A 15,023-nucleotide genomic window follows, 5' to 3' on the forward strand; every position below is an offset into this window, starting at 1 on the left:
GCTATTTTTCGAAGTCCGGGTATCATTTTCGTCGCGTCTGAAAAGCCCGCCTTTCATCATTCACATTAATTTTACTTTAAGGTTAATTTGAATTAACACCACAACGTTATTATTGTGAAAATAACAACGCCACGCTTAGCGTGGCGTTGTTCCGATTGCTGACATTTCAGACAAGCTGGTAGCGGAAGGTCCGCGATTGCCCGGGTAAAAACGTCCCGGGAAGGTTATCGTCCCGCTCGTGAGCCGAAACGACCTGCTCGCTCATCATCACTTCCGCGCAGTTTGCCACCGTCCGGGTAAAGGTGACGGTGGTATCACTCGACGTGCTGTCCGACGGATTAAACAGGCGCAAAATCAGCGCTTCGCCGTCTTCCGCTTTCTTTAGCGCGCTTATCTGACAGCCGACGGGCGGCATGGTCAGTAAACTGTAACGCTCAGGTACGGTAAAACGGGCCTTGTTGAGCTTCATCGCGTCCCACGGAATTTTATTGTAACACTGTACCGGCGTCAGCCACGCCCGCGCCTGCTGCGCCACACCCGCAGAGAACGGCGTACCGCTAAAGCTAAACAGACTTAGCCGACAATGCAGGGTTCCCCGCAGTTGTGAATCCGGTACCGGCATTTTGATGCCGGAAGGACGCCCTGGGCGCAGCAGTAAATCCTCTTTACCCAGTAGCCCCACGCCGCGCAAGAGCGTAATGGCGAAGGTTTTTTTCTCCTCGCCCGTCACCTCAAATTCGCGCAAACCTTCCGTAAAGACCGCCAACCCGTTACGCCCTTCCTGTAACGCAGCATAATTGAGCAGATTCCATACCGGCACAGGCGCCTCTTTCCACCCTTCTTCCCGCCAGTTGGTCATCGCGTCGTCCTCTACCGGACGCGTCACAGAGCCAAACTGGGTATCCGCCAACACCTGATCGGTAGTAAAAGGCGTTGGAATTAATACCCGCACCCGATGATCGTCGGCCTGGTTGTCCAGTGTTATTCCGACATCAATTCGTCTGCTGTTATGGGAAAGCGTCACCGCAATCTCCACCCCTACCCTGCCGCTGCGCTGGCGCAGGGCGCGTTCAGCGAGATCACGCGGAACCGCCAGGTCATAACGGATCAGCGCCTGGCTCTGCCACGCCTCATGGCGGATCTCGCAGTGGGGTTGCACACCGGCCGACGTCAGCCGCCACTCTTCTCTTGCTGGCGAATAATCATATTCATCGCCATCGTCAGAACCTTCTTCCAGCTCCAGCACCCGGTCATAACAGACGCCGCTGTCTTTATCATACAGGCGCAGCGTGCCGTCTTCGTTGAGCGAAATTTGCCAGAAAGCGTTCTCCAGCAACGTTTCCGGGGTCGTTTTCGCGGCAACCTGAAGTCCAGGGGCATTGGCATCAATGTACAGGGTGCGATACCCCATCGACGGGACGATCTGATGAATCTGGATGTCGTACTCCATAAACGGGTCGTAGTTGCCGTAGTGAACGATTTGCCGGTCGATCAGCCCCGGGTCCAGCTCTCGCGCCTCACGAATGAAATAAGGCACAGCGTTCCCTCTGTCATCACGCAGGCTGAACTGGCTGGCGCGCAGGCGAAGGGTGGTATTAATGACCTCTTCGCGCGGCCACGGCATCAGGTTAAACAGCACCAGTTTGTCGGCGTCGCTGTGGGGCATGTTGTCCACCACTTTACGCAGATAAAAACGGATCAGGTTGTCGGCCATGTCTTCCGCCAGCATAAATCGCGCCGCAATTTCGCGGTGCACCGGGTCACTACAGCAACAGCCGATGCTGTCGTGGGCGTGATTCTTTAATATCTCCTTCCACATTTTTTCCAGCAGACCGTGGTGGTAATCAAAACCCAGCGTCCATGCCAGCGTCGCCAGCGGTTCGAGAAGATTGACGATTTTATTTTCGATCCGCGCGTGAGCGATTTTGATGTCCATCCGCGTCGAGCCTATGGTGCGGTGTACGCGCATGTATTTGCCGTCGATAAATTCGCCCTTCAGGGTGGCTAATTGCTCGCGATGGGCCTCTGTGCGTTCAAAGACCTCCTCGAAACGACTCATGACAAAAGTCCGTTGGGGATAAATTTCCCGCAACTTATCCATCACCGCAAAGATATTTTGCTGAAGCGGCATCTGGTCGTGACCGTTAGGCAGCAGGATCTCTTTTGTTACCGATGCCTTTTCCAGCACCTCGAAATAACCGTCGAGTCGTTTACGTAATCCGGCTTCGTCCTCCGGTAAGTACTTACCAATCGCGTAGCCCAGCGGCAGCACCTGCGCCACCACTTCGCTGCCATCGCGACTCTGCCACAGAAACTCGGTTTTATCGGTGCCGTGGCGTTCTGAACAACCGCGCCAGAACAGGGTGCGGGTGATGCCAAAGCCGTTGTAAATATGCGGAAGCTGGCCGGACATGCCAAACGAGTCCGGCAAATAGCCAATTTTCATCGGCTCGCCAAAGGCCAGACAGTCACGCATCCCATACATCAGGTTACGCACAATCGATTCACCGGAAACAAGAGTGGTATCCGTCTGGGTATACCACGGGCCGATAATCAGCTTCCCGGCCTGAATCAGTCGTCTGACCCGCTCTTTATTTTCCGGCACCACCGCGAAGTAGTCCTCCAGTATCGCCGTCTGCCCGTCCAGCACGTAATATTTGTATTCGGCATCCTGCTCCAGACGGGTAAGGATCTCCTCCATATTATTGACCAGCAAAATGCGTGATTCTTCGGTGGTGAAATACCACTCACGATCCCAGTGCATATGCGGGGTGATGTGAACACGAGAGACTGCTTTCATCGTCGTTTCCTGTTAGTGAGTGTTTACCGGCACGCGGTCGGTGACGTATTTGCCCTGCTTCACCGCCTGACGACGCCAGAGCAGCAGAATCAGTGTGGAAATCAACGTTCCCGCCAGCGCCGCGCCAAACCAGCCTGCCGCCGCCATGACGCCGCCTAATCCGCCATCATGGAGTAAAAAGAGGGAGAAAATCCCTGCGCCGGGCGTCGACAGCCCAATATTCATGGCGCCAACGATCGCCCCGGTGACCATCGACCCGAGGACAAAAGCGCTAATGACCCGCAGCGGATCTTCTATCGCCATCGGGATAGCCCCTTCGGTGATCCCCGCCAGCCCCAGTAGCCAGGTAGATTTACCGGTTTCGATTTCAAACTCTTTAAATAAACGTGGCGAGAGTAGCGTGGAGGCCGTTACCGTAAAGGCTGAAACCATTTTGACGGAGGCAAAAATGGCGTAAGGCCCGTAAACGCCGTTGGCCATTGCGCCCAGGCAGAAGGCGTAGGCAGCTTTATTCACCGGCCCGCCCAGGTCGAAGGAGCACATAAAGCCGAGGATAGCGCCAAGCAACAGCGCGTTGGCGCCGCTTAAGCCATTCAGCCAGGCCGTCAGCGCGTTGTTGATCCACGCCACCGGCTCGCCAACCACGAACAGCATCAGGCTGCCCGCGCCGAGCGTGCCGATGACCGGGTACAAATAGAAGGTCAAAAACCCGTTGAACTTACTGCTCAGCCGGAGATGATTTTTCACCCAGCGCATCAGGTATCCGGCGATAAGCCCGCCCGCTACCGCGCCAAGAAAGCCGGAACCGATCATATTAGCGGCCAGTCCGGCGGCGAAGCCCGGCGCCAGCGCGGGTTTATCCGCCAGCGAATAGGCGGTATAAGCCGCCAGTACCGGCACCATGAGAATGCCAAGCATTCCGCCGCCCAGTTTGCGGTACATCCACAGCCAGGAGTTTTCCTGATCGAAAAGGTGTTGCAGCCCCAGCATCTGCGCCAGCAGTACCGCGACGGCAAGGACGGTGCCGCCCGCGACGATCAGCGGCACGGCGAATGAGATGCCGCTCAGCAGCGCCTGTTTGAGTTCGGTTTTTAGCCCCTTCGCAGGCGGCGCATCCTGCTGAAGCGCGCGCGTTTCACGCTGCGGCAGCGCCAGCGCCTGCTGGATCAGTTGCTCCGCATGGCGAATCGGCTCCGCGACCGGTACCGTAAGCGTCGGCAGTCCGGCAAAGCGTTCACTCTCTTTTATGGCCACCTCAGCGGCGAAAATACACGCCGTCGCCGCATTCAGTTGGTCCGCCGTCAGCCTGCCTTCAATGCCGTTAGCGCCCTGCTTTTCGACATACACATTCACGCCCAACTTACGACCCGCTTTTTCCAGATACTCCGCGGCCATATAGGTATGCGCAATCCCCGCCGGACAGGCGGTCACGCAGACCAGCGTTGGCGCCTGCGCCAGCGGGGGTGTGAATGCAGCATGAACCTCGTCGTCCAGCGCCGCCAGCAACGCATCTGCGCTTTCGGCAGCCATCACCCGTGCCCGCGTCTCGTCGTCCGCCAGACGGGTGGTAAGCGCGGTCAGCAAGTGCATATGCGTACTGCCCGCTTCATTCTGCGGGATGGCGAGCAGAAAGATCAGTTCCACCGGTTCGGGTCCATCGACACCGTCCCATTCCAGTGGTTCGCTGAGGGTCGCCACCGCGAACGCGGCCTCCTTCACAGCGGACGTTTTACCGTGCGGTACTGCCAGCCCTTCGCCCAGCGCGGTGGGACCGAGACTTTCGCGGGAAAAGACCTCCGTTAAAAACGCCTGGGGATCGGCAATCTTACCCAACGCCGTTAGCCGTTGCGCTAATGCGGTGATTGCCTCGTCACGACTGGCGAAGCGGGCATTCAGGCACAGCGCATCGCGGTGGGTTAACGTTGTCAGGTTCATCATGTTCCTCACCCTGTGGTGGTTTTATGCGCGAAGAAGTGTGCCAGACGAAATAATACATTTATGTGATCATTTTCACTATTGCGCGATAATTTGTATTAAATTTGTATTATTTACAGCGCCGGGATGTCAGGCATAATGAGCGAATTCGTATTAACCTTCCCGGAAAACCATGAGCCGAAAGCCGCTATACCGCCAGATCGCAGACCGTATCCTTGAGCAAATTCAGCAAGGTGAGTTGAAGCCAGGCGACGCCCTGCCGACGGAATCCGCGCTGCAGGCAACGTTTAACGTCAGCCGCGTCACGGTGCGCCAGGCGCTCAGGCAGCTTACGGAACAGCATATTGTCGAAAGCATCCAGGGTAGCGGCACCTATGTGAAAGCGGAGCGGGTTAATTACGACATCTATCAGTTAACCAGCTTCTATGAGAAGCTCGCTGACCGTAACGTCGACACTCACAGTGAAGTGCGGGTCTTTGAAGTGATCCCGGCAGATGACTTTTTGCAGGCACAGCTCCAGCTTGCCCAGGGCAGCCGCGTCTGGCACGTCAAGCGGGTGCGCTTTATCAAGCAAAAACCGGTAACGCTGGAAGAAACCTGGATGCCGCTGGCCCTGTTCCCGGATCTGACCTGGGAAGTCATGGAAAAATCGAAGTACCATTTCATCGAAGAGGTGAAGCAAATGGTGATCGACCGAAGCGAGCAGGAGCTGATCCCGGTGATGCCCACCGAGGAGATGAGCCGACTGCTGGCTATCGATCCCGGCAAGCCGATTCTGGAAAAAGTCTCGCGCGGATATTTGAAAGATGGCCGGATATTTGAATACAGTCGAAATGCGTTCAATACCGACGATTATAAATTTACCCTGATCGCCCGTCGTAAACAACGTTAAAATTTCCCTTGCGCCACAGGCGATAAATAAAAGTGATGCGCTGCGCGAAAAAACACGTTATACGGCGATATAAAACAAATCATTAGCATTTGTTTATTTTTATTAACAACCAATAAATGCCGTATCTCAAGCACTTTTTAAATTCCGTTACCTTACTCACAATTCTCTCGCTTTCATTATTTTTCATGAATATTTTTGTTGCTGATTATAAATAAGATTCAGATCACAAAGGTGACATTTCGTTTTTCACCATTATGGTTATATAAATATATTCCCACTCGGAAATAAAATTTAACCACATGATATTTATGGTTAAATTTTATCAACATCCAGTATCGCCGTTTTACGCATGATTTTTTGAAAATAGATCAATTGCATCGATAACGCCGCCCCAGGACACTCCCTCACTATTAAAGGCCGCCCCCCCCAGAGGGCGCCATATATCATCATTTTTATTTTTACCCTGAGTCCTGGAGAGGATTACCCATGAAGAAATCAACACTTGTTATTGGCGTCATTGGTGCTGACTGCCATGCAGTAGGCAATAAAGTTCTGGACCGTGTTTTTACTGCCCATGATTTTCGCGTAATCAATCTGGGCGTTATGGTAAGCCAGGATGAATATATTGACGCCGCCATCGAAACCGGCGCCGACGCCATTGTCGTTTCCTCTATTTATGGCCACGGTGACATTGACTGTCTGGGGCTACGCGAACGCTGCATCGAACGCGGTATTGGCGAGATTCTGCTTTATGTGGGCGGAAATCTGGTTGTCGGTAAACATGACTTTGCAGATGTGGAAGCGAAATTCAAAGACATGGGCTTTAACCGTGTCTTCGCGCCAAGCCATGACCTGGAAGATGTTTGCCGGTTAATGGCCGCCGATATCAACCAGCGCCACGGCGTCGCGCAGCGCTGTCTGGAAGAGGCCATCTGATGCAAATCGTCTCTGTCGACATCGGCTCGACGTGGACCAAAGCGGCTCTCTTTGCCAGGGAGGGCGACGCACTCACACTGGTCAATCATGTTCTGACGCCGACCACGACTCACCATCTGGCAGAAGGTTTTTTTACCAGCCTTAACCAGGTTATGAACGTGGACGATGCGCGCCCGCTGCTCAACAGCGGCGATGTGACGCTGAAATATTCCTCTTCCGCCAAAGGCGGGCTGGCCGTCGCGGCGATGGGGCTGGTGCCTTCAATCACCCTGGAATCCGCGAAAGTCACCGCCCACTCTGCGGGGGCGAAAATCGCGCAGTACTACGCCTACAAGCTCAACCGCCACGACATTCAGGCGCTGGAAGCCTCGCCGCCTGACATCCTGCTGTTTACCGGTGGAACTGACGGCGGTGAAGAGAGCTACGGTCTGGCTAATGCCCACACGCTGGCGAACTCGCGTCTGAACTGCGCCATCATCTACGCGGGTAACCGCGACATTCAGGACGAGATCCAGGCGATTCTGGGCCATAAAGATCTCATCACGGTGGACAATATTCTGCCGGATCTCGATCACCCAAACCCGTATGCCGCGCGCAAAGCGATTTGCGACGTGTTCCTGTCACGCATCGTCAAAGGAAAAGGGCTGGATGTGATTGTCGGCGAAACAGGTGAAGAGCCAATGCCGACGCCGTGGACCGTGTATGAACTGGTGAAAGCGATCAGCGATGTCGACAGCGCGTGGAAGGAGTTCATGCTGATCGACATGGGCGGCGCCACCACCGACGTCTACTCCGCCAGCGCCAACACGCTCTCCCCTGACACCGTCCTGCATGGCGTCCCGGAGCCATTTGTTAAACGCACGGTGGAAGGCGATCTGGGCATGCGCGTCTCCGCGGTGGTGGTGGGTGAGAGCACCCGGGATCTGGTCAACGTCGTTTTTGCCCGGCAGCCGCAGCGCCAGGAGGCCTTCTTTGGCTATCTGCGTCATCTGGTGGCCCATCCGGACTACCTGCCGCAGGGGGAGGAGGAGCGTTATTTCGACAGCCTGTTAGCCGGACTGTGCGTCGGCTATGCCGCAGAACGGCATGCCGGCACGAAAAAACAGGTCTGCACCTGCGTGGGCAACGTCGATCTCCAGATGGGACGCGATCTGACCACGGTGCGGAAAGTGGTGGGATCCGGTGGCTGGCTGTCGCGCGCCTGTCAGTTCGACATTCATCACTGGCTTAAGTACCGCGAACTGGACGACGACGGCAGGCGCATTCTTCTTCCCACCCAGTTTGACTATTACCGCGATGCAAAAGGTCTGCTCCCGCTGCTGGCGAACGTCGCCAGGATCGATCCCCAGGCCGCGGCACGCACCAGCATTCACTGTTTAACCCTCTAATCCCAAAGGCAGCGACGAATGGAACTTCGAAATAAAAAACTGACCCATGACGAGTTTATGACCGAACGGCACCAGGTGTTGCAGACGTGGTCAACCGGCAAAGATGTCGAACAATTTGAAGATGGCGTGAAGTACCAGCAGACCATCCCGGAGAAAAAACGCTTCTCTCATGCCCTGCTAAAAGCCGATCAGCAGGGAAAAACCCTGAGCCAGCCGCGCGCGGGCGTGGCGTTAATGGACGAACACATTGCGCTGCTGAAAACGTTGCAAACAGAGTGCGATCTTCTGCCCAGCACCATTGATGCCTACACCCGTCTGAACCGCTATGAAGAAGCGGCGATCGGCATTCAAAAATCGATCGAAGCCGGCACCTCAAAACTTAACGGCTTACCGGTGGTAAACCACGGCGTAGCGGCCTGCCGCCGGATGACCGAAGCGCTGGAAAAGCCGATTCAGGTACGCCACGGTACGCCGGATGCCCGCCTGCTGGCGGAAATCGCAATGGCCAGCGGCTTCACCAGCTACGAAGGTGGCGGCATCTCTTACAACATTCCTTACGCCAAGCGCGTCACGCTGGAAAAATCGATCCGCGACTGGCAGTACTGCGACCGCCTGATGGGGCTGTACGAGGAACACGGCATACGCATTAACCGCGAGCCGTTCGGCCCGCTGACCGGCACATTGATCCCTCCGTTTATGTCCCATGCCGTAGCGATTATCGAAGGCTTACTGGCGCTGGAACAGGGAGTGAAATCCATTACCGTGGGTTACGGACAGGTCGGCAGTCTGACCCAGGATGTTGCGGCGATCCAGTCGTTGCGCGAGCTATCCCACGAATACTTCCAGAACTACGGTTTCGATGACTATGAGTTGAGCACCGTGTTCCATCAGTGGATGGGCGGCTTCCCGGAAGATGAATCGAAAGCGTTCGCCATTATCTCCTGGGGAGCGGCGGTGGCGGGGATGGCTGGCGCCACCAAAGTCATCACCAAAAGCCCGCACGAAGCCTTTGGTATTCCTACCGCAGCGGCGAACGTGCAGGGGCTGAAGGCGTCCCGACAGATGCTCAACATGGTCAGCGACCAGAAATTCCCGCCGTGTAAAGCGGTCGAGCAGGAAGTCGAGCTGATTAAGAGCGAAGTGCGCGCGGTGTTGAAGAAAGTCTTTGAACTGGGCAACGGCGACGTGGCGCGCGGAACGGTGCTGGCCTTCGAAGCCGGGGTGCTGGATGTGCCGTTCGCGCCTGCCGCCTGTAACGCGGGCAAAATCCTGCCGGTGCGCGATAACAGCGGCGCGATCCGTGTACTCGAAGCCGGCGCGGTGCCGCTACCGAAAGACATTCTCGCGCTGCACCATGACTATGTTGCCGAGCGCGCGCGCTTTGAAGGACGTAAACCCTCATTCCAGATGGTTGTTGATGACATCAACGCGGTATCCCACAGTCAATTAATAGGAAGACCATAATGAAAATCAAAAAGGCCCTTTTCACCGCTGGCTACTCCTCTTTTTATTTCGACGATCAGCAGGCGATCAAAAACGGCGCGGGTCATGACGGGTTTATTTACACCGGCGCGCCGGTTACGCCAGGCTTTAGCGCCGTGCGTCAGGCGGGCGAATGCGTATCGGTCCAGTTGATTCTGGAAAATGGCGCGGTGGCGGTTGGCGACTGCGCCGCCGTGCAGTACTCCGGCGCGGGTGGCCGTGACCCACTGTTCCTCGCAGAGCATTTTATTCCGTTCCTTAACGATCATATTAAACCGCTGCTGGAAGGCCGTGATGTGGACGCGTTTCTGCCCAACGCCCGCTTCTTCGACAAGCTGCGTATCGACGGTAAGCTGCTGCACACCGCCGTACGTTACGGCCTGTCCCAGGCGCTGCTTGACGCCACGGCGCTGGCCTCCGGTCGCCTGAAAACGGAAGTGGTATGTGACGAATGGCAACTGCCGTGCGTCCCGGAAGCCATTCCCTTATTCGGACAAAGCGGCGATGACCGCTATATCGCCGTCGACAAGATGATCCTGAAAGGCGTTGACGTCCTGCCTCACGCGTTGATCAACAACGTCGAAGAAAAACTTGGCTTCCACGGTGAAAAACTGCGTGAGTACGTGCGCTGGCTGTCGGATCGCATCCTGACCCTGCGCACCAGCCCGCGCTATCACCCGACGCTGCACATTGACGTTTACGGCACTATCGGCCTGATTTTCGATATGGATCCTGTACGCTGCGCTGCGTACATCGCCAGCCTTGAAAAAGAGGCGCAGGGGCTACCGCTGTACATTGAAGGCCCGGTGGATGCAGGTAACAAGCCGGATCAGATCCGCATGTTGACCGCCATCACCAAAGAGCTGACCCGTCTGGGCTCCGGGGTAAAAATTGTCGCGGACGAATGGTGTAACACCTACCAGGACATTGTGGACTTCACCGATGCCGGCAGTTGCCACATGGTACAGATCAAAACCCCGGATCTCGGCGGCATTCACAACATCGTTGACGCGGTGCTGTACTGCAACAAACACGGCATGGAAGCCTACCAGGGCGGCACCTGTAACGAAACCGAAATCAGCGCCCGTACCTGCGTTCACGTGGCGCTCGCCGCGCGGCCAATGCGCATGCTGATCAAGCCGGGCATGGGCTTCGATGAAGGTCTTAACATTGTGTTTAACGAAATGAACCGCACCATCGCGCTGTTACAGACTAAGGATTAACTGATGGCCCGTACATTTAAGATCTTATCACCGACGGCCATTCTCGGTTATGGCTTCCCGGAAGACAGTTTTCGCAAAGCCATGGAAGCGTCACCGGATCTGATCGCCGTTGACGCGGGTTCTTCGGATCCTGGCCCCCACTACCTGGGGGCGGGTAAACCGTTTACCGACAGGGCCGGCGTGAAGCGCGATCTGCGCTATATGATCGTCGCTGGCGTGAAAAACAACATCCCGGTGGTGATTGGCACCGCCGGGGGGTCCGGCGCGGCGCCGCATCTGGAATGGTGCCGCCAGATAATCCTCGAGATCGCGCAGGAAGAAAACCTGTCATTCTCGCTGGCGCTGATCCCTGCGGATGTCGATAAAGCGATCGTGCATGCGGCGCTGGACAACGGCAAGATCACCTCGCTGGATTTCGTTCCCGAACTCACCCATGAGGCGATTGAAGAGAGCACCTACATCGTGGCGCAAATGGGCGTAGAGCCCTTCCAGCGTGCGCTCGCCGCCGGTGCGCAGGTCGTGCTGGGGGGACGTGCTTACGATCCGGCGTGCTTCGCAGCCCTGCCCATTATGCAGGGATTCGATGAAGGCCTGGCGCTGCATTGCGGGAAAATCCTTGAATGCGCGGCGATTGCCGCCACGCCGGGGTCCGGTTCCGACTGTGCGATGGGGATCATTGACGACAACGGCTTCACCCTGAAAACGTTCAACCCGAAGCGGAAGTTCACCGAAACCTCAGCCGCGGCGCACACCCTGTATGAGAAGTCCGATCCTTACAGCCTGCCGGGGCCTGGCGGGGTGCTGAATCTGAAAGGCTGTCATTTTAAAGCGGTCAACGATGGCGAGGTGTACGTTAGCGGTTCACGCCACGAAACCACGCCGTATGCGCTGAAGCTGGAAGGGGCGCGCCAGGTAGGATTCCGCTGCCTGACCATCGCCGGCACGCGCGATCCGATCATGATTGCCGGAATTGATACCATTCTGGAAGACGTGAAAGCCAGCGTGGCGCAAAACCTCTCGCTAAATGACGACAGCATTCGCATGACGTTTCACCTGTACGGCAAAAACGGCGTGATGGGCAACCATGAGCCGGTCAACACCGCCGGGCATGAGCTGGGCATTCTGCTGGATGTGGTGGCGCCGACCCAGGATATCGCCAACAGCGTCTGTTCGCTGGTGCGCTCTACCCTGCTCCACTACGGCTATGAAAACCGGATCGCCACCGCGGGCAACCTCGCCTTCCCGTTCTCGCCTTCCGATATCCAGAGCGGGCCGGTGTATGAGTTCTCGGTCTATCATCTGATTGAAGCGAGCGACGATCTGCGTTTTGACTTCCGCCTCGAGCAGGTGACGCCAGAAGGAGTAACGGCATGAAATACCCTATTTGCACCCTGGCTCAGGTGATTCGCTCTAAAAATGCCGGGCCGTACGAACTGGTGTTAGATATTTTATTTAAAACACGTGAAGACTATCAGCGGGTTAAACGTTCAGAGCAATTAACGCCACAGTTAATTGCCGGCCTGTATAACGTGGCGCCTGACTTTATTCATCACATTGTCTGGTTTGACCCGGCGAATGCGGTAAAAATCGTCATGCCTCGCGATATTATTTCCGGCAATGTTGGCGACAATGATGTTTATGGCGCACAGCAACATGCCCCGCTGTTAAATATTACATTCGACCTTGAGTAATTAATAACAATAACATCCACCGGCGTACAGGGTTTCGCTGTATCACTGTATTCCAGTTTATTTAAATGGTTGGTCACAACAGGCTGGCGTCCGGCTGCTGCTGCGGTGCGGACGCCCCTTCTCCTGCTGCCGCCAACCCTTATCCGTATCCGATGGAGTGAAAATGAAAAAAATAAGTCTGACCAAAATGATCATATTAGGCCTGATTCTCGGCATGATTGCCGGGGTGGCTATTAATAATATGGCATCAGCCGATACTGCAAAAACCTATGCGCAGGAAATTTCTATTTTTACCACCATATTTCTGCGCATGGTTAAAATGATTATCGCGCCACTGGTTATTTCAACGCTGGTGGTGGGTATCGCCAAAATGGGTGACGCAAAGACGCTCGGACGTATCTTTTCAAAAACCTTTTTTCTGTTTATTTGCGCGTCGCTGCTGTCAATTGCGCTGGGTCTGGTGATCGTCAACCTGTTCCAGCCGGGGGCAGGCATTAACTTTGTCGCCCACGACGCGGGCGCCGTAGCCGCCGTCCAGTCAGAACCGTTTACCCTGAAGGTGTTTATTTCCCATGCGGTGCCCACCAGTATCGTGGATGCGATGGCGCGTAACGAGATCCTGCAAATCGTGGTGTTCTCCATTTTCCTCGGCTGTAGCCTCGCGGCGATAGGCGAAAAAGCGGAACCGATCGTCAAAGTGCTCGACTCGCTGGTTCACGTGATGCTTAAACTGACCGGCTATGTCATGCTGTTCGCTCCGTTGACGGTTTTCGCCGCGATCTCCGGCCTGATTGCCGAACGCGGACTGGGCGTCATGGTGAGCGCCGGGATCTTTATGGGCGAGTTCTACCTGACGCTGGGGATGCTGTGGGCAATCCTGATTGGCTTGTCGGCAATGCTTGTCGGTCCGTGCATTGGCCGCCTGACCAAATCCATCCTCGAACCGGCGCTGCTGGCCTTTACCACCTCCAGCTCAGAGGCCGCCTTCCCCGGCACGCTGAACAAACTGGAAAAATTCGGCGTCTCGTCCAAAATTGCCAGCTTCGTCCTGCCGATTGGTTACTCCTTTAACCTTGTCGGTTCCATGGCCTACTGCTCGTTTGCCACTGTGTTTATCGCCCAGGCGTGCAACATTGAGCTGAGCATGGGCGAACAAATCACCATGCTATTGATCCTGATGCTCACGTCTAAAGGCATGGCGGGCGTTCCACGCGCCTCAATGGTGGTGATTGCCGCCACCCTCAACCAGTTCCACATCCCTGAAGCGGGGCTGATCCTGCTGATGGGCGTCGATCCGTTCCTCGATATGGGCCGCTCCGCCACCAACGTGATGAGTAACGCAATGGGCGCGGCGATCGTTGGCCGCTGGGAAGGCGAGCACTTCGGTGAAGGCTGTCGCGGCACCGCGCCCGCGCCGGTTAAGGCCCCCGAGCAGGAACGTCCAGCGACTGAGCCGTCAGAAGTGGCCATGTCCTGAGCGCGCAACAATGCCGGATGACGCCACTGCTTATCCGGCCTGCGAATCGCACATTTTTCCAGGCCGGATAAGGCGCAACGCCGTCTTCCGGCGTAATTTGTCGAGCGAGATTGCACCATGAACGTGAAACTTTTTGGCTCAGCTATCATTATCGCCAGCCTGTATTTCAACGCCCCTGTGCTGGCACAGCCTGCGCCGGACTATGCCGCGCTGATTGAACAGGCGCACCAGAAATTCAAAAGTAACGCAGACGGAAAAGTCGCCGACTACATTCCTGCGCTGGCAACCTACAGCCCCGCTAATTTCGCCATTACCCTCGCCACGGTGGACGGTAAAATTTACCAGACGGGCGATGTGAAAAAAGCGTTTCCGATGGAATCGCTCAGCAAAGTGTTCACGCTGGCACTGGCCATGGAACAGCATGGCCCGCACGTGGTGCTGGAGAAACTCGGCGCCAACGCGACTGGCCTGCCCTTCAACTCCGGCCTTGCTGTCGAGCTGACCAAAGGCGCGCCGGAGAATCCATTGGTCAACGCGGGCGCTATCAGCACCGTGAGCCTGATTGACGCGAAAGACAAAACGGACCGCTGGAACAAAATTCTCAACAACCTCAATGCCTGGGCCGATGCAACCCTCACCGTCAATGAACCGGTATTCACCTCGGAAATGGAAACCAACCAGCACAATCAGGCACTGGCAGCGTTGATGGCGTCATACGGCAGCCTCTACGGCGATACCGACGAGGCCGTTGAGATTTATACCCGCCAGTGTTCGGTGGATGTCACCGTTGAACAGCTCGCCAAAATGGGCGCGGTGCTTGCCAATAACGGTAAATCCCCCTTCAACGGCAAGCAGCTTCTGAATGCACGCTATGTACCGCAGGTGCTGGCGGAAATGGCGATTGCCGGACTGTATGACGGCAGCGGCAAATGGCTTTATACCGTCGGTATCCCGGCGAAATCCGGGGTGGGCGGCGGCATGGTTGCGGTCGTACCGGGACAATACGCCATTGCCGTCTATTCGCCGCCGCTGGATGAAGCGGGTAACAGCGTTCGCGCACAGCAAACCATCCACTATGTTGCTAACGCCACGCAGGCCAATCTTTTTATGACACGTTAAACCCCGTAGCGGATGGCGCTTGCGCTTATCCGCCTACGACTCGTTCATTTTTTACAGTTCAAACGCCGCCATCCGGCAAA

General features: G+C 55.9%; 11 protein-coding genes. 9 read left to right on the forward strand and 2 right to left on the reverse strand.

The window, feature by feature from the left end; translation table 11 throughout:
• Nucleotides 1-166: 166 nt before the first annotated feature.
• Both mngB and mngA read right to left on the reverse strand, forming a co-directional pair.
• A complete protein-coding gene (mngB, locus tag CSE01S_RS05260) occupies nt 167-2,800 on the reverse strand; it encodes a mannosylglycerate hydrolase (protein ID WP_042285268.1) in 2,634 nt (877 codons plus the stop codon).
• A gap of 12 nt (nt 2,801-2,812) precedes the next feature.
• Entirely contained in the window at nt 2,813-4,735 is a 1,923-nt protein-coding gene (gene mngA, locus CSE01S_RS05265) for a PTS 2-O-a-mannosyl-D-glycerate transporter subunit IIABC (RefSeq protein WP_042286195.1), read from the reverse strand.
• Nucleotides 4,736-4,907: 172 nt separating this feature from the next.
• Between mngA and CSE01S_RS05270 the strand changes: the two genes are divergently transcribed.
• The 9 genes from CSE01S_RS05270 (at nt 4,908) to glsA (ending at nt 14,943) form a co-directional block, all read left to right on the forward strand.
• Nucleotides 4,908-5,627 (forward strand): GntR family transcriptional regulator, encoded by a 720-nt coding sequence (locus CSE01S_RS05270; protein ID WP_042285271.1) that lies wholly within the window; start codon nt 4,908-4,910, stop codon nt 5,625-5,627.
• A 486-nt stretch (nt 5,628-6,113) separates the two neighbouring features.
• The gene (gene glmS, locus CSE01S_RS05275; protein ID WP_042285273.1) at nt 6,114-6,563 is read left to right on the forward strand and encodes a methylaspartate mutase subunit S; all 450 of its coding nucleotides are present in this window, start codon (nt 6,114-6,116) and stop codon (nt 6,561-6,563) included.
• Nucleotides 6,563-7,951, forward strand: coding sequence for a methylaspartate mutase accessory protein GlmL (glmL, locus tag CSE01S_RS05280; RefSeq protein WP_042285275.1), 1,389 nt, complete (start codon nt 6,563-6,565; stop codon nt 7,949-7,951). Before glmS ends, glmL begins: the two co-directional genes overlap by 1 nt.
• Before the next feature lie 18 nt (nt 7,952-7,969).
• On the forward strand, nt 7,970-9,415 hold the full coding sequence (locus tag CSE01S_RS05285) for a methylaspartate mutase subunit E (RefSeq protein ID WP_042285278.1): 1,446 nt from the start codon (nt 7,970-7,972) through the stop codon (nt 9,413-9,415).
• Nucleotides 9,415-10,656 carry a methylaspartate ammonia-lyase gene (locus tag CSE01S_RS05290; RefSeq protein WP_042285281.1) on the forward strand — a complete coding sequence of 414 codons (1,242 nt, stop codon included), beginning with the start codon at nt 9,415-9,417 and terminating at the stop codon, nt 10,654-10,656. Before CSE01S_RS05285 ends, CSE01S_RS05290 begins: the two co-directional genes overlap by 1 nt.
• 3 nt (nt 10,657-10,659) lie before the next feature.
• Nucleotides 10,660-12,030, forward strand: coding sequence for an acyclic terpene utilization AtuA family protein (locus CSE01S_RS05295; RefSeq protein WP_042285284.1), 1,371 nt, complete (start codon nt 10,660-10,662; stop codon nt 12,028-12,030).
• On the forward strand, nt 12,027-12,347 hold the full coding sequence (locus CSE01S_RS05300; protein ID WP_042285287.1) for a DUF4387 domain-containing protein: 321 nt from the start codon (nt 12,027-12,029) through the stop codon (nt 12,345-12,347). Before CSE01S_RS05295 ends, CSE01S_RS05300 begins: the two co-directional genes overlap by 4 nt.
• A gap of 163 nt (nt 12,348-12,510) precedes the next feature.
• Nucleotides 12,511-13,824, forward strand: coding sequence for a dicarboxylate/amino acid:cation symporter (locus CSE01S_RS05305; protein ID WP_042285290.1), 1,314 nt, complete (start codon nt 12,511-12,513; stop codon nt 13,822-13,824).
• Between the two features lie 117 nt (nt 13,825-13,941).
• Nucleotides 13,942-14,943: a glutaminase A gene (glsA, locus tag CSE01S_RS05310; protein ID WP_042285293.1), complete on the forward strand. Its 1,002-nt coding sequence runs from the start codon at nt 13,942-13,944 to the stop codon at nt 14,941-14,943.
• Nucleotides 14,944-15,023 lie beyond the last annotated feature (80 nt).

This window comes from Citrobacter sedlakii NBRC 105722, assembly GCF_000759835.1.
Classification (GTDB): domain Bacteria; phylum Pseudomonadota; class Gammaproteobacteria; order Enterobacterales; family Enterobacteriaceae; genus Citrobacter_A; species Citrobacter_A sedlakii.

What these genes read in the sequence shown, in the direction of transcription:
- mngB (WP_042285268.1), bottom strand. Translation starts at nt 2,800, where the DNA reads ATGAAAGCAGTCTCTCGTGTTCACATCACCCCGCATATGCACTGGGAT.
- mngA (WP_042286195.1), bottom strand. Translation starts at nt 4,735, where the DNA reads ATGAACCTGACAACGTTAACCCACCGCGATGCGCTGTGCCTGAATGCC.
- CSE01S_RS05270 (WP_042285271.1), top strand. Translation starts at nt 4,908, where the DNA reads ATGAGCCGAAAGCCGCTATACCGCCAGATCGCAGACCGTATCCTTGAG.
- glmS (WP_042285273.1), top strand. Translation starts at nt 6,114, where the DNA reads ATGAAGAAATCAACACTTGTTATTGGCGTCATTGGTGCTGACTGCCAT.
- glmL (WP_042285275.1), top strand. Translation starts at nt 6,563, where the DNA reads ATGCAAATCGTCTCTGTCGACATCGGCTCGACGTGGACCAAAGCGGCT.
- CSE01S_RS05285 (WP_042285278.1), top strand. Translation starts at nt 7,970, where the DNA reads ATGGAACTTCGAAATAAAAAACTGACCCATGACGAGTTTATGACCGAA.
- CSE01S_RS05290 (WP_042285281.1), top strand. Translation starts at nt 9,415, where the DNA reads ATGAAAATCAAAAAGGCCCTTTTCACCGCTGGCTACTCCTCTTTTTAT.
- CSE01S_RS05295 (WP_042285284.1), top strand. Translation starts at nt 10,660, where the DNA reads ATGGCCCGTACATTTAAGATCTTATCACCGACGGCCATTCTCGGTTAT.
- CSE01S_RS05300 (WP_042285287.1), top strand. Translation starts at nt 12,027, where the DNA reads ATGAAATACCCTATTTGCACCCTGGCTCAGGTGATTCGCTCTAAAAAT.
- CSE01S_RS05305 (WP_042285290.1), top strand. Translation starts at nt 12,511, where the DNA reads ATGAAAAAAATAAGTCTGACCAAAATGATCATATTAGGCCTGATTCTC.
- glsA (WP_042285293.1), top strand. Translation starts at nt 13,942, where the DNA reads ATGAACGTGAAACTTTTTGGCTCAGCTATCATTATCGCCAGCCTGTAT.